This window comes from Nocardia sp. NPDC004278 (assembly GCF_053602975.1).
On sequence record NZ_JBSGEQ010000016.1, the window covers coordinates 150,653 to 171,783 of the forward strand.

Below are 21,131 nucleotides of genomic sequence, written 5' to 3' on the forward strand. Positions count from 1 at the left end.
GGACGCCGGGAATCGAGGAAAACCCATGCGTGACATCAATATTCCGCTGCCCATCGCGCGGACGCTGCTGAGTCCGATCTTCCGTATCACGCTGAACGCGCGGCTGCCCTGGCAGCTGCAGCGCCTGCTGCTCGATATCGGTTCGCGCGCGCAGTTCCTGCCCTCCGATACGACCGTGCACCGGCTCCGGCTCGGCGGCAGGCCCGCGGAACGGATCACCGCGGGTTCGCAGCTGCCCAGCCGCACCAGGGGTGCCGTGCTCTACCTGCACGGCGGCGGCTACGCGATCGGATCGCTTGCGACGCACCGCTCGCTTGCCGCCCGGCTGGCTCACGAAACCGGTTGCGCCGTCTATGTTCTCGACTACCGACTGGCACCTGAGCACCCGTTCCCGGCCGGACTCGACGACGCCGAAGCGGCCTTCCTGGAGCTGGTCGGCAATATCGGCTACCGACCCGAACAGATCGCGCTATCGGGGGATTCGGCAGGCGGCGGACTATCGCTGGCCACCGCACAGCGGCTGATCGCCGGGCACGGGTACACCCCGGCCGCGCTCGGCCTGATCGCGCCGTGGGTCGACCCGAATCAGGTCCCCGAACAGTCGCGCGATCTGGTCATCAACCGGCCGTGGTCGCGCGCCTGTGCCGCCGCCTATCTCGGCGACGGCGATGGCAAGGACACCGGCTACGCGCCGCTGCATGGTGTGCTGGCCGGATTGCCGCCGACGTACGTGCAGGTCGATATCAGCGAAATGCTGCGTGCCCAATGTGTCGAATTCGTTGCGGCGCTGCGGGTGGCGGGCGTGCCCACCCGGTTCACCGAGAGCCAGGGGCTATGGCATGTCGCGCAGCTGCAGGCCGCGCTCGTTGGACCGGCCGCGGCGGCACTGACCGAATTGGCCGACTTCCTGCGGGAAGCCATCCAGCCGGTTGCCCTGCGCGACCTAGGATAGACAGTGTCTCACCTGCGCTCGTTCAAACGCACGAAACGCAAGACCGACTCCGTCCCACCGGGTCCGACCGGACCTCGACCGGCCCACCGATGCCGAACCGGACCGGTGTTTCGGTGGCCGGAGTGACGTCCCGGTCACAGGTGTCGTAAATTACTGACGAGTAAACCCACGTGGAAGGGCACTGATGCGAGAGTTCGAAGTCCCGGCTTCCTACACCATCCCGGAAGACGCGAATAATTCCGATAACGTCTTCCGGCACGCCGAGCAGTCGCCCGGCGCGGTGCTGTTCAACGTCACCGGCGATGGCGGTTGGCGGGATATCAAGGCGGCGGAATTCGCGAAGGCGGTCACCGGGGTAGCCAAGGGCCTCATCGCCTCCGGTCTCGAACTCGGCGACCGCGTCGCCATCATGGCCCCGACCCGCTACGAATGGGTGCTGCTCGACTTCGCCGTCTGGGCTGCCGGTGGCTGCACCGTCGCGATCTACGACAGCTCGGCCGCCGAACAGGCCAAGTGGATCCTGCAGGACTCCGCCACCAAACTGCTGGTGGTCGACAGCGATAAGCACCGCAGGGTCATCGACGAGATCGAGGCCGGCGCGCTGCCGGATCTGAAGGAGACACTGCAGATCGATAAGGGCGCGGTCGATGAGCTGATCGCGCGCGGCGCGGACCTCGACGACGCGGTCGTGCACGCGCGCCGGGCCGAGGTCAATGCCAAATCCCCGGCCACCCTGATCTACACCTCGGGCACCACCGGCCGCCCCAAGGGCGTCATGCTCTCGCACTCGAACCTCTACGCGGAGTCGAGGTCCGACCGGCTCGCCCTGAGCAAGTACGTCGCCGAGGGCAAGAAGACGCTGATGTTCCTGCCGCTGGCGCACGTCTTCGCGCGTGCCGTCACGCTGGCCGCGTTCGACGCCAAGGTGATCGTCGCATTCAGCTCCGACTGGTCCACTCTGGTCGAACAGTTCGGCAGCTACCGCCCGCACTTCATCCTCGCGGTGCCACGCGTATTCGAGAAGGTCTTCAACAGCGCCAAGCAGAAGGCGCATGACGGCGGCAAGGGCAAGATCTTCGACGCGGCCGCCGAAACCGCCATCGCCTACAGCGAGGCACTCGACAATGGCAGGCCGGGCCTGGTGCTCGAGCTCAAGCACACCCTGTTCGACAAGCTCGTCTACAGCAAGTTGCGCGTCGCGCTCGGCGGCCAGTGCGAGGCCGCGGTCTCCGGCGGCGGACCGCTCGGCGCGCGCCTCGGCCACTTCTTCCGCGGCGTCGGCGTCACCATCTACGAGGGCTACGGCCTCACCGAGACCACCGCGGCCGTCACCGTGAACACCCCCGAGAATATTCGCGTCGGCTCCGTCGGCAAGCCCATCGAGGGTCACGCGGTCAAGATCGCCGAGGACGGCGAACTGCTGCTGCGCGGATCGGTCGTCTTCAACGGCTACTGGGGCAATGCCGAGGCCACCGAGGAGGCCTTCACCGACGGCTGGTTCAAGACCGGTGACCTGGGCGCCATCGATGGCGACGGATACGTGACCATCACCGGCCGCAAGAAGGAAATCATCGTCACCGCGGGCGGCAAGAACGTCTCCCCCGCGCTGATGGAGGATTCGCTGCGCGCGCACCCGCTGATCAGCCAGGTCATGGTGGTCGGCGACGGACAGCCGTTCGTCGGCGCGCTGGTCACCCTCGACCCGGAGGCGCTGCCCGGCTGGAAGGAACGCAACGGCCTGCCCGCCGAGACCCCGATCGAGCAGGTGATCGAGAACCCGGCGCTGGTCGCGGAGATCAATGCCGCAGTCGCCGAGACCAATAAGAAGGTCTCGCATGCCGAGGCGATCAAGAAGATCCGCATCCTGCCCGTCGACTGGACGCAGGAGACCGGCGAGCTGACGCCGAAGATGTCGCTGAAGCGGGCCGTGGTGATGAAGCAGTATGCGTCCGAAGTGGAGAAGATCTACGGCTGACGCCGAGTTCCGAAGGCGCCGTCCGCGAATTGCGGGCGGCGCCTTCGCATTTGTTACCGCGGCACACTGAACTGTGGCCCCGAGCGCTCATTCCCCGGCTGATGCGAGTCCGGAACAGGCGCTGAGGCCGATGCCCGAGACATAGCGGCGGACAACGGGATCGGCGAACGCGCTCAGCGCTCCCGCGTCGGGAGCCGGTCCAGAAAATCGGCGATCAGCGATGCAATTTCGGGCAGGTGCGTCTCCAGGGCGAAGTGGCCGGTATCGAAGACGTGCAGTTCGGCGTCGGGGAGATCCGCGCGGTACGCGTGGGCGCCGGGTTCAGGGAAGAAGGGGTCGTTCGAGCCCCAGACGATCAGGGCGGATGGGGTGTACTTGCGCAGCCACTGCTGCCACTGCGGGTAGGCGGCGACATTCGACTTGTAGTCGAAGGCCAGGGCTACCTGGGCCTCTTTACGGCCGGGGAGGTCGAGGAAGTACTGGTCGAGGATCCATGATTCCGGGGCGAGCACGCTCGGATCGGGGACGCCTTGCTCGTACTGACCGCGGGTGCCTTCCAGCGTGAGCAGTCCGCGGATGGTGTCCTCGGCCCCTTCCTGTTCGGGACGCAGTGCGGTGAAGTCGCGGGCGAGATCCGAGAGTCCCGCTTCGTAGGCGTTGCCGTTCTGGACGATGAGCCCGTTGATCCATTCGGGGTGGCGCAGCGCGATGCGCAGGCCGATCGGAGCGCCGAAATCGAAGATGTACATCGCGAACTCGCGCAGTTCGAGCCGCTCTACGAAACCCTCGACCACATCGGCCAGCCGGTCGAAGGAGTACTCGAAATCGGCTGGTGCGGTGGTATTTCCGAAGCCCGGGTAGTCCGGGGCGATCAGCCGGTACTGCGCGCCGAGCACATCGAACAGCCTGCGGAACTGGTGCGAGGCCGACGGGAAACCGTGCAGCAGCAATAGCACCGGAGCGTCGGCGCGGTGCGGAACCGATTCGCGGTAGAAGACCTCGACACCGTCGACATCGATGCGGCGGTGCTGGACGGCTGGCAGCTCGATCATGGCTTCACATGCTTTCTCTCCGTGATGATGCATTAGTTCTAGCCGATCCCTCACTAATGTGTCAATCGGCAGATGTACCATTAGCCATATGAACGAAGCCCCGCTGATCGGCGAGCCGCTGGCACTGGACCTGGTCAACACCCGGCCGACCGGCACCGATCTGCTGGATACCCCGGAGCACCTCGCGAATTGGCTTGCGCTGCAAGCCGCACGGCTTCCGGAGCTGGCCGTAACGCATCCGACCGCCGCCGACCTCGCCGCGGTGCATGCGGTGCGCGACCATATCGGTTCCGTGCTCGACGCACTGCTGCACGATCGCCGCCCGCCCGCCGACGCACTGCGCGCACTCAATACCGCCCAGGCTGCCGCGCCCGCCATCCGGCAGCTGGCTTGGGACGGCAATGCGGTCACCGCAAACACGCATCGCAACGGCACGTCGGCCGAAAAACTGGCCGCCGTGCTGGCCGAGGCCGCCATCGACCTGTTCACCGACCCATCGATCGGCAAGCTGAGGCGCTGCGAGGCCGAGGATTGCGTCCTACTGTTCCTGCCCGCCCACCCGCGGCGGCGCTGGTGTTCACCCGACCGCTGCGGCAATCGGGTCCGCGTTGCCCGCTACTACCAGCGGCACAAGGCCGATTGATATTCACGTCACCGAATGGTCATACTCCCCGACCGCGCCCGGCAGTACGCTCGGACCATGGCTGAACTGCGCTTTCGGGTGACGGCGGGCATCGTCGCCGCCGGTCTGGCACTCGGCATCGCCGAACTCGTCGCCGCCTTTACCGGCCCCGACAGCGCACCCGCCAACGCTATGGGCTCGACCGTCATCGACCACACCCCCGACGGCCTGCGCGAATGGGTTATCCAGACCTTCGGCACCAACGACAAGACCCTGCTCTTCGCCTGTATGGCACTCGTGGCCGTACTCGTGGCCGGATTCATCGGCGCCATCGAGCGCACAGCGCACCCCCGAGGAACCTGGCTGCTGGCCGCCCTCGGCCTGCTCACCGCCGCCATCGCCATCGGCCGCAACGGTTTCTCGTCCGCCTGGCCCACCGTAATCGGCGTCGCCGCGGGCATTTACGCCCTCCGGGTCCTGACCGCCTACATCGACGACGCGGCAGCCGCAAAGGAAGCCGTACAACCGCCTACCCCGACACCGGTCGTCGCATCCCGCGATGACGCGGTGCGCCGCGATACGGCCGAACCGCTGGCCCCCGGAGCCGACGATCAGGCAGCCGATGATGCCTCGACCCAGCACGCGGCAAGCGGCATTGCCGCGTCCGGCACTGCGGCACCTGCCGCATCGGCGGAACCGAGAATCGGTGCGGATCAAGATGATTCCTCCGATGCGAGTGCGCCGGAAGCCCCTCCGGCCAGTGCTGGCGCCGCAGCGCCCGAGCCGAAACCCGCTCGGGCAGAGAGTTCGACGACCGGAACCGCGGCAATGCCGCAGCGGCGACAGGTATTGCAGGGCATTGCCATTGCGGGTGGGTTGGCGTTGCTCAGTGGGGTGGGTGGACGGCTGATCGGGGTGCGGCGGCGGGATGTGTCCGGTGAGCGGGCGGCGGTCCAGCTGCCGGAGCCGAGTGGGCCCACGGTATCGCTCGCACCCGACGCGGATCTGAAGCTGCCGGGACTGACGCCGTATCTGACGTCCAATAGCGACTTCTACCGCATCGATACCGCGCTCATCGTGCCGCAGGTCTCCATCGACGATTGGTCATTGCGAATTCACGGGATGGTGGATCGCGAAATCCAGCTCAGCTGGGCCGATCTCGCCAAGCGCACACCGGTCGAGACGTTGGTGACGCTGGCATGTGTATCGAATCCGGTCGGCGGCGATCTGATCGGCAACGCGCGCTGGCGCGGCTACCGCCTGGACGAACTACTCGCCGAGGCGGGGCCGCACCCGGACGCCGATATGGTGCTGTCGCACAGCATCGACGGCTTCACCGCGGGCAGCCCACTGGCCGTACTCGCCGACGGCCGCGACGCACTGCTGGCCGTCGGCATGAACGGCGAACCCCTCCCGGTCGCGCACGGCTACCCGGCCCGCCTGGTCGTGCCCGGTCTCTACGGATATGTCTCCGCCACCAAATGGGTCACCGAACTGGAGATCACCCGCTTCGACCGCGCGACCGCCTACTGGACCCGCCGCGGCTGGTCCGCCCTCGGCCCCATCAAAACCGGCACCCGCATCGACACACCCCGCGCCCGCACCAAGCTGCAACCGGGCAGCACCGCCATCGCCGGCGTCGCCTGGGCCCAGCACCGCGGCATCCGAGCCGTCGAAGTCCAAATCGATAACGGCCCATGGCAACCCGCCCGCCTGTCCGCCGAACAATCCATCGACACCTGGCGCCAATGGGTCTACGACTGGAACGCCACCCCCGGCACCCACACCATCCGCGCCCGCGCCACCGATGGCACCGGCGAAACCCAAACCGAAGAACGCCGCGCCGTAGTCCCCGACGGCGCCACCGGGTACCCCACTACCACGGTCACCGTCGGCTGATCCGAAGTCAGCCGCCCGCCAACGATTCCGCTCGAGAATCGCGTGCGCCCCGCGGACCGATCGGCCAGCGGGGCGCAGCACCGACGACTCAGGCGGCGACCGAGTCGGACTTGGCCAGGTCGGTCTTCGGGCCGGGTGTGGCGGACTGACCGTGGCGCACGAACAGGGCCGAGGCAATGACGCCGATCAAGAGGATGCCCGCGGGGAGCAGGACGGATTGGCTGAGGGCGGTGCTGAAGCCGTCCTTGACGAATTCCGGGATCGGCCCCTGTCCCGCACCGCCTTCGGAGATCTTGCCGCCGCCGAGGCCGTTGGCGGTCATGCGGGCCGCAACCAGGGCGCTGATCGCGGCGCTGCCGAGTACCGAACCCACCTGGCGGGTGGTGTTGTAGATACCCGCACCCGCACCGGCCAGGTGGATCGGCAGGTTGTGGGTGGCAGTGGAAGCCAGCGGCGCCCAGATGCAGGCGTTGGCGACACCGGCCAGCGCGGCCCCGAGCAGAAGCCACACGATCGACGAATGCGGCGACATCACGGCCGCGAACCAGAAGACCGAGACCGAGAACCCAATGAATCCGATGGTCGGCACGATGCGCGGGTGGAACCTATCGGAGATCTTGCCGATGATCGGCGCGCTGACGCCGGTGAGGATCGCCATCGGCGCGAATACCAGGGCCGACCTGGTGGGCGACATCTCCCGCACAGCCTGCAGGTAGAAGTACAAGGGCACCATCATCGAGGTGACCGCCGCGCCCATCGCCGCGATGCCCACATTCGACAGCGCGAAGTTGCGATCGCGGAACAGCCCCAATGGCAACAGCGGCTCGCCGGTATTGCGCGACTGGTTCACCAGGAACACCGCGAGCACAGCCAGGCCAGCGCCGATCATCAGCCAGATGCGCAGCGACCAGTCGTAGGTATTGCCCTCCTGGATACCGAATACCAGCAGGAACAGACCGATACCGCTGAGCACGACACCCGGGACGTCGAACTTGTGCTCATTGGTGGGCAGCGCGGGCACCAGCCATACCGCCAGCGCGAAGGCGACGATGCCGACCGGAACATTGACGATGAAGATCCACTCCCAGCCGAGCCCGTCGACCAGCACACCGCCGAGGATCGGACCGACCAGCGTCGCGAGACCGGCGACGCCACCCCACAGACCCATGGCCGCACCGCGCTTATCCGGCGGGAAGGTCCTGGTGATGACCGCCATGGTCTGCGGCGTCATCATCGCGGCGCCGAGTCCCTGCACGGCCCGCGCGGCGATCAGCATGCTGACCGATCCGGACAGACCACACCACAGCGAGGCTGCGGTGAAGACGGCCAGGCCGACCAGGTACAGGTTCTTGGGCCCGTAACGGTCGCCGAGCCTGCCGGTCACCAGCAGCGGTACCGCGTAGGTCAGCAGGTAGGCACTGGTCACCCAGATCACCTGGGAGATGTCGGCCTGCAGATCCTTCATGATCGCCGGATTGGCAACCGCGACGATGGTCATATCCAGCAGGATCATGAAGAAGCCGACGACCAGCGCTGACAGCGCTAGCCACGGATTGCGTTGGGTGGTCATGAATTCGGTTCCAATCTCGGATGTCTGTTCGTGATGACGCAGGACAGGTCGGGTCGGCCGGGTGCGCGGCCATTGGCCTCGCGCACACCGGTGCGCATCAGGGCGGTGACGCGCTGGTCTCGGACCAGTCGCGCGGCACCGGGGGCGGTTCAGGATTTCCGGCAGCGGACCAGGGGTGCTCGTGCTCGGTGATCCGAACGCCGGTGTCGGGATCGAATTCCTCCCACTCCATCTCGCCGCTGTCCAGTTCGGAGATCAGGTTGTTGACCCAGGCGATCTCGGCCGTGATGGTGGCGTGCAGATACGGGAGCACGATCCAGTAGCGACGCGGCACGGCATGCACACCCGCCCACTGACTCATCATCTCCACGTCCGTGAGCTCATGCGCCAACCTCTCCACACGCTCGCGCAATAACCCGAGCACCTCCTGCGCGGGGAGGTTGTGTGCCTCCTGGAGCGCGACCGGGAACACCGGATACTCCCGCGCGGGATTGCGCAGGATTTCGGCAATCCTGGAACGCAATGTCTCCCGGCCGCTTTCGGTGATCCGGTAGATGGTGCGTTCCGGCCGGTTCCCGTCCCGGTCGACGCCCTCGGCGCGCACCAATCCTTGATCGGCCAACCGCGCCACCGTGTGATAGAGCGAGCCCGGCCGCACCTTCACCAACATGTCCTCACGACGGGCGATCAAGAGCTGAAACGCCTCGTAGGGATGCATGGGCCGCTCCTCGAGCAGCGCGAGCACGGCGATCGCCAATGGCGTCACCGTAGGGCGCGCGTGCTGCCCCATTTCGGTCACCTCCCACATATCGAGTTCCGAGAGCACGCACGCTAGCCGCAGCCGCCGACATACTCCACACCAAATACTCCACGTGGAATATACGGCGCGGATCAGTCGCGCCACAAGAGGGCGCCATCTCACGGAAATGTGATGGGCGACATAGCAAACGACCCGAGCGTGAACCGCTCGGGTCGTCGTGACCGGGGATTTCCGATGAAACGCGGCTAGAGCGCGTGCGTGTCCAACCAGGCTCGGGCCACCTCAGCGGCATTCGCGCCATCGCGCACCTGGCGGATCATCTGCGCCAACTCATCGGTCGTGAGTTCACCTGCGACGTAGTTCAGCTTCTTGATCTGCCGATCGTCGAGCAGACCTTTGCGGTAGACCGCCAGCACATTCTCGGCACGCACCGCGTAGTCGGCGTCGGTGAGGATCGTCAGCCCGTCGGTCGCACCGGGGACCAAAGCGGATGGCCCGGTCAGGATTCCGGCCTGGATCTCGCCGTCCAACAACGCCTTTCGCAGCGCAGCCACATCCGGATAGGGCCTGGTCCCGGCGAAATCGCAACCGGCGATCCGCACCGGGCCCGGTGCTGACAGCACATCCGGCACCGGTGCCACCCCGGCTTCGATCGCATCGCACCGCGGCGCGAGCGCGCCGATCGATCGCACGTTATCGCGGATCGCCGCGGCTTCGGTCAGCAGCACCCGGGATCGCATATCGGTACCGTCGGCCGGATCGGATACCGCGAGCCCCTCCGGCAGCGACCGGTTCAACTCCTCGGTCACCGACAGCCGCGCCGCCGTCGACTTGTCCGCCACGTCGGTGGTGACCTCCGGCTTGCGGGCTTGTGCCCCGGCGTTGAGAAAGGTGAGCAGTTCGCCACTGTGTTCACCGACCACCGTCACGGTGCCCGCGTCCAATGCGGCCAGATAGTCCGCCCGGCGACCGAGATCTGCAGCCACCGAGGTGCGCGCACCGGTCCGCGCGAGCGCCCCCGCATAAATTTGCGCAAGCAGATTTGATTCCATCGAATCGCCCGCGCCGACCGCTATCGTCGGTCCCGGATCGTCGTTTCCGCAGGAAACGGCCAGCGTGACGGCCGTCACGACCATCAGTCGTGCCAGCATCCGCCTCGACGCGGCCAATACCATCCGGGGACACCAACTCTCCGTAGCGAACAGGAACACCATGCAACGGGCAGTATGAACTACCAGAATGTACCGGGTGGCCGTGCGTACACGGCTCCTTGCACCGCCCGTCCATGCCGGAAGGACTCCAGTGAAATCCACGATCACCCCCGATGCCGCGAGGCACGGGCGGTTCGCGCTGCGGCTGACGCTGCGCACCGCCCGCGTTCTCGTCGCCGCCGCGGCACTGGCCGCCGCCATGATCCTGTCCGCCTGCGGCAGCTCCGATCCGCTTGCGGCCAAGGGCAATTGTGACGGCGACGGGCTGACCGTCGGTTCGGCGAACTTCCCGGAGTCCGAGACGGTCGCGAATATCTACGCGGAAGTGTTGCGCGTCAACGGATTCAAGGTCGACACCAAGTTCAATATCGGCAGCCGCGAGGCCTACATCCCGGCGCTGCGCCAGTGCGCGATCTCGGTGATCCCGGACTACAACGGCAACCTGCTGCAGTATCTGGACAAGAACGCCACCGCGACCAGCTCGGCCGACGTCGACACCGCACTCGCCAAGGCGGTCGGCTCCGATCTGGCCATCGGCACCCCGGCACCCGGTCAGGACTCCGATGCGGTTGTGGTCACCAAGGCCACCGCGGAGCGCTGGAACCTGCACAGCATCGCCGATCTGGCCGCGCATTCGGCCGAGGTGAAATTCGGCGCGCCTGCCGAATTCCAGGAGCGCGCAGGCGGCCTGCCCGGTTTGAAGAAGAACTACAACCTCGATATCGCCGCGAACAACTTCGTGCCGATCGCCGATGGCGGCGGCCCGGCGACCGTGCGCGCGCTGGTCGACGGCACGGTGACCGCGGCCGATATCTTCACCACCTCCCCCGCGATCGTGCAGAACAACCTGGTGGTGCTCGAGGATCCGAAGCACAACTTCCCGGCCCAGAATGTGGTGCCGCTGTTCACTGCCGCCAAGAAGACCGATAAGGCGCTCGCCGCGCTCAATGCCGTCTCCGCGAAACTCACCACCGACGAGCTGATCAAGCTCAATGAGGCGGTCTCCGGAAACAGCAAGACCGAACCCAAGGCCGCGGCACAGCAATGGGTCACCGCCCAGGGGCTGAACACGCCGACCAAGTAGGAGCCAGCGTGTCCGATATCGAATTCAGCCGGATCAGCAAGACCTATCCGGATGGCACCCACGCCGTCTCCGAACTCGATCTGCGCATCGAATCCGGTTCGTTCACCGTCTTCGTCGGACCGTCGGGCTGTGGCAAGACCACCTCGATGCGGATGATCAATCGGATGATCACGCCCAGTTCGGGCAGCATCACTGTTGGCGGCGAAGATATTTCGACGGTGAATCCGGTCGAGCTGCGGCTCGGTATCGGCTACGTGATCCAGAGCGCCGGACTCCTGCCGCACCGCACCGTCATCGACAATGTCGCGACCGTGCCGGTGCTGCAAGGGGTTCGGCGCCGCGCGGCCCGGGCGGCCGCACTCGAGGTGCTGGACCGGGTCGGGTTGGACCGCTCGCTGGCCAACCGGTATCCGGCTCAGCTCTCCGGCGGCCAGCAGCAGCGAGTCGGGGTGGCCAGGGCACTGGCCGCCGATCCGCCGGTGCTGCTGATGGACGAACCGTTCAGCGCGGTCGATCCGGTGGTGCGCGAGGAATTGCAGGCCGAAATGCTGCGCCTGCAAGCGGAATTGCACAAGACCGTCGTCTTCGTCACCCACGATATCGATGAGGCGGTCAAACTCGGCGACCGGATCGCGGTCTTCGGCCCCGGCGGCATTCTGCAGCAATACGACGAACCGCAACGCGTACTCGCCGCGCCCGCAACCGATTTCGTAGCCGGATTCGTCGGACGCGACCGCGGCTACCGCGCACTGTCGTTCCGCAGCGCGGACAGCCTGGTACTGCACGAGATTCACACCGCGACCGAATCCGAACTCGCCGAGCTGCGCCTGGAACGCGGCGAATGGGTATTGGTGGTCACCGATTCCGGAGTGCCGCGCGGCTGGATCGATGTCACCGGCGTCGAGGGCATCCGGGCCGGCCGGGCCTTGCACGACAGCATCGCGGCGGGTGGCTCGCTGTTCCCGCCGGGCGGTGACCTCAGGCAGGCCTTGGATGCGGCGATCTCGTCTCCGTCGGGAATCGGTGTCGCCGTAGATGATTCGGGTGCCGCACGCGGCGGCATCCGGGCTCCCGAGGTACTCGAACAGCTCGCCGGGCAGCGCACGGCGGAGGATGACGAGCGCAATCGGCACTTCTTCGAAACCGAGAGCGCATGAGATATCTGATCGACAACTTCGCCGAGATCATGGGTTTCACCAGGACCCATCTGTATCTGGCGCTGATGCCGCTCGTACTCGGTCTGATCATCGCGATTCCGGTGGGGGCGTTGGTACGCCGGGTGTCCTGGCTGCGGCGGATCACGGTGACGGTGGCCAGTCTGTCCTACACCATTCCGTCACTGGCGCTGTTCGTGATCATTCCGCCGCTGGCCGGAATAACGACCATCGACCCGCTGAATGTGATCATCGCGCTCACCGTCTACTCGACCGCGCTGCTGGTGATCGCGGTGCCGACGGCGCTGGATTCGGTATCGCCCACCGTCATCGATGCCGCCGACGCCGTCGGCTTCAGTTCGCTGCGCCGCACGCTGACCGTCGATATGCCTTTGGCCATACCGGTTTTCGTATCCAGCCTGCGGGTCGTGGTGGTCACCAATATCGCCATGGTTTCGGTCGGTGCGCTGATCGGCGTCGGCGGGCTCGGCAAACTCTTCACCCAGGGCTATCAGCGCGACTATCCGGACGAAATCATCGCTGGCATCATCGTGACCCTCGCGCTGGCGCTGATCTTCGACCGGCTCGTATACGCCCTCGGCCGCTGGTCGACCCCGTGGGTGCGCGCCGACGCCCGGGCCGCGAAGGCGAAAGGCGCTGCTGCATGAACCTTTTCATCGATGCCTGGCACTACCTCACCGACAGCGCTAACTGGAACGGCCCGGCGGGCATCGACCACCGCATCGGCGAGCACCTCTGGTATAGCTTCCTGACCATTGTCTTCTCCGCGGCGGTCGCGCTACCGCTCGGCCTGGTCATCGGGCACACCCGCCGCGGTTCGGCAGTACTCGTCGGATTCGCCAATGCCATGCGCGCCCTGCCAACCCTCGGCCTGCTCACCTTCCTGGTGCTGCTGCTCGGTCTCGGGCTGATCCCGCCGCTGCTCGCGCTGGTCACGGTCGGCATTCCGCCGCTGCTGGCCGGTGCCTACGCCGGAATCGCCAATGTCCCAGCCGATGTCGTCGATGCCTCACGCGCCATGGGCATGACCGAACGCCAGATACTGTTCCGCGTCGAAGTGCCCAACGCACTGCCGATCCTGCTCACCGGCCTGCGCGGAGCCACCCTCCAGGTCATCGCCACCGCGACCATCGCGGCCTTCGTCAACCTGGGCGGACTGGGCCGCTACATCTTCGACGGCATCGCGGTCTACCGCTACGACCGCGTCCTGGTCGGCGCCCTCCTGGTCGCCGCCCTCGCCATGCTCATGGACGGCCTGCTCGCCTTCGCGGTCTGGGTCAGCGCCCCCGGTACCAGCCGCCTGCGCCGCGCGAACCGTGCGATAGTCACACCGGCCGCCATCATGCAAACCTCGGAGTGAACGACGGTCACCGGTAACTGGTTCTGTTGCACACCCCGATGCTCAGTCGTCGATAACACGTAGCGCCGCAACGAGTTCAGGAACAGACAAGTCGACTGCCCGAAGTTCTTCCAACAGGTCGAAGGCTTCGGTGGCCGTGAGTCCAGGGCGTTTTCCGTGGCAACGCAACATCATTCGGAGCGCAACCCATCCGGTGCTCGTATTGCCGCGCTGAAACGGCCGGGTGCGCACGATCGAATGCAGCAGTGCCGCCGCCTTTTCTTCGATGGACGGATAGCTCTCCGCGCCGGACAGGTTGGCATGTGGCCGCGCCGCGGCCGCGGCTACCAGGCCCGCGTCGCGGATTTCTGGTTTCCCACCGAGTACCGCCGAATTGACAAGAAGCAGAACGTCCGGCGTCACTCGTCGCCCAACCGGGCCAGCAACTCGGCATCCTCGATCATGATCTCCCGCATCAGCGCTCGGCTGCGCGCGCGCTGAGTTTGCGCCTCGACCCAGGCTTCGGCTGCTTGCACGAGGGCGGAGTTCACCGAGATGTGGTCAGCCTCCGCCGCCGCCGTGATCCGGGCGTGGATCTCATCGGGTAGACGGACACTGATCGTTGTCATACCAAAATGATACCAACGACTGTCGACGGCGCGCAGCGCGAATCGGCGCATCGGCGCCGAACGCAATTCAGGCCGATGACGCCGCGATCTTGCTCCACCACCAGCAGACCGTCAGCAACTCCACGTTGACCAACACTGTGATCGGGGTCACTATGTGACGGGACAGAGTCGTCGTTACCCCATGGTTCATTCACCTGAGACGAGGAGGTTTGCTGTGAACAGTCGCTCCATGAAGGCTCGCGACATCATGCACGCCGATGCGGAATGGATTCCCGCCGACGAGACGCTGGACCGGGCCGCGCAGATGATGCGCCGGCTGGATGTCGGCGCCCTGCCGATCGGCAACAACGACCGGCTGGTCGGCATGCTGACCGACCGTGACATCGTTGTGAAATGTGTTGCGATGGGCCATGATCCGAGCAAGGTCCGGGCCGGTGATCTGGCGGAGGGCACGCCGCGCTGGGTATCCGACGACGCCGACGTCAGCGAAGTGCTCAACATGATGGAGCGGGACCAGATAAAGCGGCTCCCGGTGGTCGATGCCAAGAAGCGCCTGGTGGGCATGATCTGCGAATCGGATATCGCCAAGAACCTCACCGACGCCCAAGTCGCGAAATTCGTCTCGGCCGTCTCCGTACCGCACTGACGCACAACGAAATACGGGGCCGTCCAGCACTGTGAACGGCCCCGTATTTGCGAGATCAGGTTATGCGACACCCTCTGCGCGGGCCGCGGCGGCGACGGCCTCGGCAACGGCCGGGGCGACGCGCGGGTCCAGCGGACTCGGCACGATCTTGTCGGGGCTGATTTCATCGGCGACCACGCTGAGGATGGCGTCCGCGGCGGCGATCTTCATGCCCTCGGTGATCCGGCGCGCGCCCGCGTCCAGCGCACCCTTGAAGACGCCGGGGAAGGCCAGCACATTGTTGATCTGGTTCGGGAAGTCGCTGCGCCCGGTGGCCACGATCGCGGCGTACTTGTGCGCGACATCGGGGTGGATCTCCGGATTCGGGTTCGACATGGCGAACACGATCGACTCCGGCGCCATCGAGGCGATCAGTTCCTCGGCGATGGTGCCCGCGGAAAGTCCGAGGAACACATCGGAACCGGCCAGCGCCTCGGCCGCACCACCGGTCAGCCCGCGCGGGTTGGTGCGCTGCGCCAGTTCGACCTTCACCTCGTTGAGGTCGCCGCGGTCCCGGCTGACGATGCCCTTCGAATCGAGCACGGTCACATCCTTGACACCCGCGGCGAGCAGGATGTTCGTGCACGCCACACCGGCGGCGCCGGCACCGGACACCACGACCTTCATATCGTCGATGGCGCGGCCCTGCACCTTGGCCGCACCATTGAGGGCGGCGAGCACCACGATGGCGGTGCCGTGCTGGTCGTCGTGCATGACCGGGCAGTCCAGCGCCTCGATGAGCCGCTGTTCGATCTCGAAGCAGCGCGGCGCCGAGATGTCCTCCAGGTTCACCGCGCCGAAGCTCGGGCGCAGCCGGACGATCGTCTCCACGATCTCGTCGACATCCTTGGTGTCGAGCACGATCGGAATCGAGTTCAGTCCGGCGAACTTCTTGAACAGCGCCGCCTTGCCCTCCATCACCGGCAACGAGCCGCGCGGGCCGATATCGCCGAGACCGAGCACCGCGGTGCCATCACTCACCACGACGACCAAACGGTCGGTCCAGGTGTAGCGCTTGGTCAGCGCCTCATCCTCCGCGATGGCCAGGCTGACCTTGGCCACGCCCGGGGTGTAGGCGATGGAAAGGTCGCGCTGGGTGTCCAGCGGCGCGGTGAGTTCGACCGATAGTTTGCCACCGAGATGTCCCGCGAAAATCTCGTCGTGCGTGATTTCAGAAAGGCTTGCAGTGGCATTCGGTGCGTCAGTCACAGATGACACGATTTCACTCCTGCTCGGGTCGGACAAACCGGGGGACGGGTTACCGCCGGGTAATGGGTATTGGCTGATTCATACGCTCATCGAGTGCGCTGACCGGGGCGTTTCGAGTCGGACCGCAGGCGTCGAAAGACCGACGGTCCGATACCGAAATGTGGCGCGGCACTGATCCGCAGAGCGAGGGCCGAACGGGTGTGTCCGGATAGAACGTGCGGGGGGATCCTCGGGACGCGACGGTGCGTCGCGAGGCGGAGATCGCCGATGTTCCCGAACCCGGCGGTGGCGTAGGCGGGAATCCGCAACATTCTGCCAGCTGGGACGACGCATTGCCAAACCGGCGTGTCGTGTTCCGGCCGAGCGTCATCTTTCGAGGGTAGGTCGTCCGAATTACCTGGGGGTAAGCAGAAACTCGCAGTTCGGTAGCGGTATCCCGTGAGCTGTCACAACGGGACCGGATCGGCCGCGGTGAGATCCGGACCGGCCTCGGGTTCGGGCAGCACCGCGGCGACTTCGGGCACGGCGGCGAGTTGTGCAGCGGGCTGGCGCGGGTCCGATCGCACCCACACCGTGTCGAGCCCCCCGGAGGTCAACCGCACCCGCCAATCCGCCGCGGCGCCGGGATGATCAGTGCGCCGGTGCATCCCGCGGCTCTCGGTGCGCGCCAGGGCACTGTATTTGGTCCAGCGCGCCACCGCCAGCAGTGCCGCCGCCTGCCTGGCCCGCAGCCGATCCGCGCCGAATCCGCCCAGATCGAATTCGGCGCCCGGCCACATGGCGTCGAGCTCGGCGATGCTGTCGCGCAGACTCCCCGCGCTGCGCCAGTAGCTGCGGCGCAGCGGCAGGGTGTGCTCCTGCACCAGCCCGACCACCGCACGCGGATCAATGCGGGCCACCGGGTTCAGTCCGGCACCCGCCAGCTCGCGCACCGGCCCGGTCCGGCCGCGACCGCGCGCGAACCGGGCCGCACCCTTACCCGCCCATACCCCCGAGGCGATGGCCCAGGCTCCGCCCTGACCGCCGAAGCCGCTGACCGCACCGGTGATCGGCTCGCGCGTCATCACATCGCCCGCGCCGTAGAGTCCGGCCACCGTGGTCGCACAGTCCACCCCGGCAATGCGCAGCCCGCCGGTCCCGCGCACGGTGCCCTCGAGCACCGCGCGCAGCGGCACCCGGCGGGTGCGGTCGACCAGGCCCTGCCGGGACAGCCAGCGCCGGACCGGGTACGGCACATCTTCCAATGCGGCGTAGATCCGGCGGCCATCGGCGATCGCGGCGAACGCCGCGGCACGATGACCGGTGATCTTCGCGCCGGATTCGTCGTAGAGCGTCGCGAAATGCAGTGCTAGCCCGGGTGCGAACGCCGCATCGCGGGATGCGGACAGCACCGGCACAAGTCCGTAGGCGCTGGAGAATTCCATCCCGGACAATTCCGCGCCCGCTTCGACGGCCAGCAGCAGTCCGTCGCCGGTATCGACATCGGTGCCAGCGCCCCCGGACAGGAAGGCGCAGCCGCCAGTGGCGACGACAACGGCCCCGGCCCGGATGGTCCACGGGCGAAAACCATTGAGCTGCTGCACGCCGACCGCCCCGGTGACCGCACCGTCGCGATCGACGAGCAATTGCAGCGCGGGATGATAATCGAGCACGTGCACCCCCGCCTGCAGCACGCTGCGGCGCATCCGGCGCAGGTAGCTCATGCCGTCCAGGTAGACGCGCAACGATGGCCCCCGGGCATCGGGGCCACTGCCCTCCCCTGGAAACCGATAGCCCCACTGGGCCAGCTGTTCGACCCGCCGATGCGTCTCGTCGAGCACTCGCAGCATCCACTCCGGTTCGGCGAGTCCGCCGCCGTGCGCATAGGCGCGCCGCACCGCATCGTCCCTGGCGGGTCCCGGCGGGATATTCCACAGCGATGTCGTCCCGCATGCGGTGGGTCCGCTGGCACCGCAGCGCGCCTTGTCGACGAGTACCACCCGAGCGCCCGCGGTGGCGGCGGAGACGGCGGCCCAAACCCCGGCGGGACCGCCGCCGAGGACGAGCACATCCGTCTCGCATTCAGTCACAAAGAGAAATGTTCGACCACAATTCACGTGGCCGCAACCATTACCGAGATATCAGCTCCACCACTGCGTCCAGAGCAATAATCCGGCGACGATGAAAACGACCATCGATCCGGAGAAAGCAGCAAAACCCCGATGCCGATCCGAAAAGATCTGTGCGCCGACGCCGATTACGGATGCGGCGACATGCCATGTCACCGATTCCCCACCGGGTCCGGGAAAATCGCGCCGAGCAGCGATGACCGCGGTACCGACAACGACGAGGGCGAGCACGAACATCCCACCGGCAACAATTCCGCTGAGTCCGCGCAGCACTCTCACGAGGCGATCACCGGCACTCCCGTGGCTTTGCCCGCAAGTTCCTCGAATTGCGCCGGATCGGTGGTGAATTCACCGAGCCGGATGGTTTTGTTCGCGCCGTGATAGTCCGACGAACCGGTCGTGATGAGGCCGAGTTCGGCGGACAGATCGACGAGCAGCGCCCGGTCGGCCGCGGAATGGTCCGGATGCGCGATCTCCAGCCCGCCGAGTCCGAGGGTGGCGAGTTCGCGAATCTCGTCGAGCGCGAGCAACCGGCCCCGCTTGCGCGCCCTGGTATGCGCGAGCACGCTGACGCCACCGGCGGTCGCGATCATCTCGACGGCCCGGCGCAGCGGCGTATCGGCCTTTTCCGCGTAGTAGCGACCATGCGGGGCCAGCAATTCGGTGAAGGCCGCGTCCACACTCGGCACCACTCCGGCCTCGACGAGGGCACGCGCCAGGTGCGGGCGGCCCGCGGACGGTCCGGCAGAGGCCAGCACCGCGTCCGGATCGATGGGTAGTCCGTCGGCCTGCATCCGCTCGGCCATCGCGCGCAAACGCTCGACCCGCTCAGCACGCAGGCGCTCGCGCTCGTCGGCGAAACACCGATCGGTCGGATCGAAGAGGTACGCGAGTAGGTGCACCGGAACCGGCCACCCGTCCTCGCCGAGGCCGATACACGACATCTCCATACCGCGGACCAGCGTCAACCCCTTCGGCAGCGCGTCGACCGCCGCGCTCCACCCCGCGGTGGTGTCGTGGTCGGTGATCGCGACGACGTCCAGTCCCGCGGCCGCCGCGTTCCGGACGAGTTCGGCCGGGGTATCGGTGCCGTCGGACGCGGTCGAATGGGTATGCAGGTCGATGCGCACGCCTTCTTTCATACCGTGCCGCTCGTCGCGAGCCGCAGGCGCAGCCGACGTAGCATCGAGCGGTGCCATCCATTCCGCCGCTACCGTCGTTCCGCGGCCAGGGCCGAGCGCGCACGCCGCTGCCCCATATCCCGGTCCCCACCGCGCGTGCGGTGGTCGATTGCGCTGTTTACATCGACGGCCGGCGACTGCCCGGCCACTTCAGTCCTACGGACGCGATGGCCGAGGTCAGCAACCGCGGAACCGGATTCGTATGGGTCGGGCTGCACGACCCGGACCAGTACCAGATGGCCGATATCGCCAAGACCTTCGATCTGCATCCGCTGGCCGTGGAAGACGTCATCCACGCCCATCAGCGACCGAAGCTGGAACGCTACGACAACACCCTGTTCCTCGTACTGCGCACCGTCAGCTATGTCCCGCACGAAATCCACTCGATCAGCGAGATCGTCGAGACCGGCGACATCATGGTATTCACCGGACCGAATTTCGCGGTCACCGTCCGGCACGGCGAGCACACCGGATTGGCCGGTGTCCGAAAGGAATTGGAGTGCCAACCCGAGCAGCTCGGGTACGGCCCCGGCGCGGTGCTGCACGCGGTCGCCGATCACGTCGTGGATTCCTACGTCGAGGTCGCCCAGTCGGTCGAGAACGATATCGACGAGATGGAAGAGGAGATCTTTACGCCGCGTAGCAAAGTGTCCGTCGAATCGATCTATCAGCTCAAGCGTGAGGTCGTTGAGCTACGGCGAGCGGTGAATCCGCTCGGGACCGCGCTCGAAGCACTCGGCCGCAACACCGCAATGCCGTTGCCCAAGGAGGTTCGGCGATATATCCGCGATGTCGCCGATCATCACACGGCGGTGGCCGAGCGGATCAACGATTTCGACGAGGCGCTCAGCGCACTGATCACCGCGGCACTCGCCAAGGTCGGTGTCCAGCAGAACACCGATATGCGAAAGATCTCCGCGTGGGTCGCGATCGCCGCGGTGCCGACGATGATCGCCGGGATCTACGGCATGAACTTCGAGCATATGCCGGAGCTGAAACAGGTCTGGGGCTATCCGGCCGTGCTGTTGCTCATCGCAGTGGTCTGCACCGGGCTGTACGTCAACTTCCACCGCAACAATTGGCTCTGACGACCGAAGCTACAGCGCCGCAGCGCCTCGCGCGGGATCGTGCACATCGATACCCGCCTCCGCCCAGGCCTCGCGCAACGCCTGCGCACCGCGTACTCGCACCCAGGCCGCCTCGGTCGCGGTCACCGGTACCACCGCGAAATACCGCACCGGCTCGGCTGGCTCGGGCAACACCACCTCGGGAATGTCGCTCTCGCCCAACAACACCGCGGTGAACGGCGCATTGCGCCACATCGGCTCGCCGATGTCGAGTAGCGCATCGGCTTGCAGCACAACGCCTTCCACGGCGGGCGCCGCGACCAGTACACCGAGTGTGCGGGCCAGCCCCGAGCTCGCGCCGACTCCCGCGCGCAGTGTCAACACCAGTTCGGCCCGCGGCCCGCGCACCGGATCGGCGTGCAGGTCACCGGGATCGCCCATGGGATGGCGGGAGCCGCCGAGGGTTACGTAGTGCACCAGCTCCTCGCCCGGGATGCGCAGGATCTCGATGGGCTCCAACCCGAGGAAGGTCACCGACGCGGAGTCGACACCCGTCGATGCCACACCGAAGTGGTCCAGCACCTCGGTGCGGACCTTCTCCACTACTTCCATG

The 21,131-nt window shown here is 66.6% G+C and carries 21 protein-coding genes; 10 read left to right on the forward strand and 11 right to left on the reverse strand.

Features of this window, described 5'->3' with window-relative positions; genetic code table 11:
- The first annotated feature begins 25 nt into the window (after nt 1–25).
- Together ACWEO2_RS24480 and ACWEO2_RS24485 are read left to right on the forward strand one after the other, a co-directional pair.
- Entirely contained in the window at nt 26–952 is a 927-nt protein-coding gene (locus tag ACWEO2_RS24480) for an alpha/beta hydrolase (RefSeq protein ID WP_452407424.1), read from the forward strand.
- Between the two features lie 184 nt (nt 953–1,136).
- Nucleotides 1,137–2,927, forward strand: coding sequence for an AMP-dependent synthetase/ligase (locus ACWEO2_RS24485; protein ID WP_452407425.1), 1,791 nt, complete (start codon nt 1,137–1,139; stop codon nt 2,925–2,927).
- Nucleotides 2,928–3,100: 173 nt separating this feature from the next.
- On the opposite strand, the gene ACWEO2_RS24490 is transcribed toward ACWEO2_RS24485, so the two are convergent.
- On the reverse strand, nt 3,101–3,979 hold the full coding sequence (locus ACWEO2_RS24490) for an alpha/beta fold hydrolase (RefSeq protein ID WP_452407426.1): 879 nt from the start codon (nt 3,977–3,979) through the stop codon (nt 3,101–3,103).
- 88 nt (nt 3,980–4,067) lie between these two features.
- On the opposite strand from ACWEO2_RS24490, the gene ACWEO2_RS24495 reads away from it, so the two are divergent.
- Complete coding sequence (locus ACWEO2_RS24495) at nt 4,068–4,622, forward strand: CGNR zinc finger domain-containing protein (protein ID WP_452407427.1); 555 nt, start codon at nt 4,068–4,070, stop codon at nt 4,620–4,622.
- 57 nt (nt 4,623–4,679) lie between these two features.
- The gene (locus ACWEO2_RS24500) at nt 4,680–6,500 is read left to right on the forward strand and encodes a molybdopterin-dependent oxidoreductase (protein WP_452407428.1); all 1,821 of its coding nucleotides are present in this window, start codon (nt 4,680–4,682) and stop codon (nt 6,498–6,500) included.
- An 88-nt stretch (nt 6,501–6,588) separates the two neighbouring features.
- On the opposite strand, the gene ACWEO2_RS24505 is transcribed toward ACWEO2_RS24500, so the two are convergent.
- The 3 genes from ACWEO2_RS24505 to ACWEO2_RS24515 form a co-directional block, all read right to left on the reverse strand.
- Nucleotides 6,589–8,070 (reverse strand): DHA2 family efflux MFS transporter permease subunit, encoded by a 1,482-nt coding sequence (locus ACWEO2_RS24505; protein WP_452407429.1) that lies wholly within the window; start codon nt 8,068–8,070, stop codon nt 6,589–6,591.
- 97 nt (nt 8,071–8,167) lie between these two features.
- Nucleotides 8,168–8,896: a PadR family transcriptional regulator gene (locus tag ACWEO2_RS24510; RefSeq protein ID WP_452407430.1), complete on the reverse strand. Its 729-nt coding sequence runs from the start codon at nt 8,894–8,896 to the stop codon at nt 8,168–8,170.
- Nucleotides 8,897–9,075: 179 nt separating this feature from the next.
- Complete coding sequence (locus tag ACWEO2_RS24515; RefSeq protein WP_452407431.1) at nt 9,076–9,981, reverse strand: glycine betaine ABC transporter substrate-binding protein; 906 nt, start codon at nt 9,979–9,981, stop codon at nt 9,076–9,078.
- A 211-nt stretch (nt 9,982–10,192) separates the two neighbouring features.
- Between ACWEO2_RS24515 and ACWEO2_RS24520 the strand changes: the two genes are divergently transcribed.
- Genes ACWEO2_RS24520 through ACWEO2_RS24535 form a run of 4 tightly spaced genes read left to right on the forward strand, consistent with a single transcriptional unit; the run spans nt 10,193 to nt 13,660 of the window.
- Nucleotides 10,193–11,125: an ABC transporter substrate-binding protein gene (locus tag ACWEO2_RS24520; protein WP_452407464.1), complete on the forward strand. Its 933-nt coding sequence runs from the start codon at nt 10,193–10,195 to the stop codon at nt 11,123–11,125.
- An 8-nt stretch (nt 11,126–11,133) separates the two neighbouring features.
- Nucleotides 11,134–12,282 carry an ABC transporter ATP-binding protein gene (locus tag ACWEO2_RS24525; protein WP_452407432.1) on the forward strand — a complete coding sequence of 383 codons (1,149 nt, stop codon included), beginning with the start codon at nt 11,134–11,136 and terminating at the stop codon, nt 12,280–12,282.
- Complete coding sequence (locus ACWEO2_RS24530; RefSeq protein WP_452407433.1) at nt 12,279–12,947, forward strand: ABC transporter permease; 669 nt, start codon at nt 12,279–12,281, stop codon at nt 12,945–12,947. The genes ACWEO2_RS24525 and ACWEO2_RS24530 overlap by 4 nt, the downstream gene beginning before the upstream one ends.
- Nucleotides 12,944–13,660, forward strand: coding sequence for an ABC transporter permease (locus ACWEO2_RS24535; RefSeq protein ID WP_452407434.1), 717 nt, complete (start codon nt 12,944–12,946; stop codon nt 13,658–13,660). Before ACWEO2_RS24530 ends, ACWEO2_RS24535 begins: the two co-directional genes overlap by 4 nt.
- A gap of 42 nt (nt 13,661–13,702) precedes the next feature.
- Here the strand turns inward: ACWEO2_RS24535 and ACWEO2_RS24540 are convergent, their stop codons facing one another.
- Nucleotides 13,703–14,062: a type II toxin-antitoxin system death-on-curing family toxin gene (locus tag ACWEO2_RS24540; protein ID WP_452407435.1), complete on the reverse strand. Its 360-nt coding sequence runs from the start codon at nt 14,060–14,062 to the stop codon at nt 13,703–13,705.
- The gene (locus ACWEO2_RS24545) at nt 14,059–14,268 is read right to left on the reverse strand and encodes a toxin-antitoxin system HicB family antitoxin (protein WP_354950493.1); all 210 of its coding nucleotides are present in this window, start codon (nt 14,266–14,268) and stop codon (nt 14,059–14,061) included. Before ACWEO2_RS24545 ends, ACWEO2_RS24540 begins: the two co-directional genes overlap by 4 nt.
- A gap of 229 nt (nt 14,269–14,497) precedes the next feature.
- Here ACWEO2_RS24545 and ACWEO2_RS24550 point away from each other — a divergent pair, with 229 nt between their 5' ends.
- The gene (locus ACWEO2_RS24550) at nt 14,498–14,914 is read left to right on the forward strand and encodes a CBS domain-containing protein (RefSeq protein WP_355176882.1); all 417 of its coding nucleotides are present in this window, start codon (nt 14,498–14,500) and stop codon (nt 14,912–14,914) included.
- Nucleotides 14,915–14,974: 60 nt separating this feature from the next.
- Here the strand turns inward: ACWEO2_RS24550 and ACWEO2_RS24555 are convergent, their stop codons facing one another.
- The 4 genes from ACWEO2_RS24555 to ACWEO2_RS24570 form a co-directional block, all read right to left on the reverse strand.
- Nucleotides 14,975–16,171 carry an NAD(P)-dependent malic enzyme gene (locus ACWEO2_RS24555; RefSeq protein ID WP_452407436.1) on the reverse strand — a complete coding sequence of 399 codons (1,197 nt, stop codon included), beginning with the start codon at nt 16,169–16,171 and terminating at the stop codon, nt 14,975–14,977.
- Between the two features lie 437 nt (nt 16,172–16,608).
- A complete protein-coding gene (locus ACWEO2_RS24560) occupies nt 16,609–18,231 on the reverse strand; it encodes an FAD-dependent oxidoreductase (RefSeq protein WP_452407437.1) in 1,623 nt (540 codons plus the stop codon).
- A 51-nt stretch (nt 18,232–18,282) separates the two neighbouring features.
- On the reverse strand, nt 18,283–18,549 hold the full coding sequence (locus ACWEO2_RS24565) for a hypothetical protein (protein WP_354950487.1): 267 nt from the start codon (nt 18,547–18,549) through the stop codon (nt 18,283–18,285).
- Nucleotides 18,546–19,400, reverse strand: coding sequence for a PHP domain-containing protein (locus ACWEO2_RS24570; RefSeq protein ID WP_452407465.1), 855 nt, complete (start codon nt 19,398–19,400; stop codon nt 18,546–18,548). Before ACWEO2_RS24570 ends, ACWEO2_RS24565 begins: the two co-directional genes overlap by 4 nt.
- Before the next feature lie 62 nt (nt 19,401–19,462).
- On the opposite strand from ACWEO2_RS24570, the gene ACWEO2_RS24575 reads away from it, so the two are divergent.
- On the forward strand, nt 19,463–20,539 hold the full coding sequence (locus ACWEO2_RS24575) for a magnesium and cobalt transport protein CorA (protein WP_452407438.1): 1,077 nt from the start codon (nt 19,463–19,465) through the stop codon (nt 20,537–20,539).
- Between the two features lie 9 nt (nt 20,540–20,548).
- Here the strand turns inward: ACWEO2_RS24575 and ACWEO2_RS24580 are convergent, their stop codons facing one another.
- On the reverse strand, nt 20,549–21,130 hold the full coding sequence (locus tag ACWEO2_RS24580; protein ID WP_452407439.1) for a suppressor of fused domain protein: 582 nt from the start codon (nt 21,128–21,130) through the stop codon (nt 20,549–20,551).
- Nucleotide 21,131: the final 1 nt, after the last annotated feature.

What these genes read in the sequence shown, in the direction of transcription:
- ACWEO2_RS24480 (WP_452407424.1), top strand. Translation starts at nt 26, where the DNA reads ATGCGTGACATCAATATTCCGCTGCCCATCGCGCGGACGCTGCTGAGT.
- ACWEO2_RS24485 (WP_452407425.1), top strand. Translation starts at nt 1,137, where the DNA reads ATGCGAGAGTTCGAAGTCCCGGCTTCCTACACCATCCCGGAAGACGCG.
- ACWEO2_RS24490 (WP_452407426.1), bottom strand. Translation starts at nt 3,979, where the DNA reads ATGATCGAGCTGCCAGCCGTCCAGCACCGCCGCATCGATGTCGACGGT.
- ACWEO2_RS24495 (WP_452407427.1), top strand. Translation starts at nt 4,068, where the DNA reads ATGAACGAAGCCCCGCTGATCGGCGAGCCGCTGGCACTGGACCTGGTC.
- ACWEO2_RS24500 (WP_452407428.1), top strand. Translation starts at nt 4,680, where the DNA reads ATGGCTGAACTGCGCTTTCGGGTGACGGCGGGCATCGTCGCCGCCGGT.
- ACWEO2_RS24505 (WP_452407429.1), bottom strand. Translation starts at nt 8,070, where the DNA reads ATGACCACCCAACGCAATCCGTGGCTAGCGCTGTCAGCGCTGGTCGTC.
- ACWEO2_RS24515 (WP_452407431.1), bottom strand. Translation starts at nt 9,981, where the DNA reads ATGCTGGCACGACTGATGGTCGTGACGGCCGTCACGCTGGCCGTTTCC.
- ACWEO2_RS24530 (WP_452407433.1), top strand. Translation starts at nt 12,279, where the DNA reads ATGAGATATCTGATCGACAACTTCGCCGAGATCATGGGTTTCACCAGG.
- ACWEO2_RS24535 (WP_452407434.1), top strand. Translation starts at nt 12,944, where the DNA reads ATGAACCTTTTCATCGATGCCTGGCACTACCTCACCGACAGCGCTAAC.
- ACWEO2_RS24545 (WP_354950493.1), bottom strand. Translation starts at nt 14,268, where the DNA reads ATGACAACGATCAGTGTCCGTCTACCCGATGAGATCCACGCCCGGATC.
- ACWEO2_RS24550 (WP_355176882.1), top strand. Translation starts at nt 14,498, where the DNA reads ATGAAGGCTCGCGACATCATGCACGCCGATGCGGAATGGATTCCCGCC.
- ACWEO2_RS24580 (WP_452407439.1), bottom strand. Translation starts at nt 21,130, where the DNA reads ATGGAAGTAGTGGAGAAGGTCCGCACCGAGGTGCTGGACCACTTCGGT.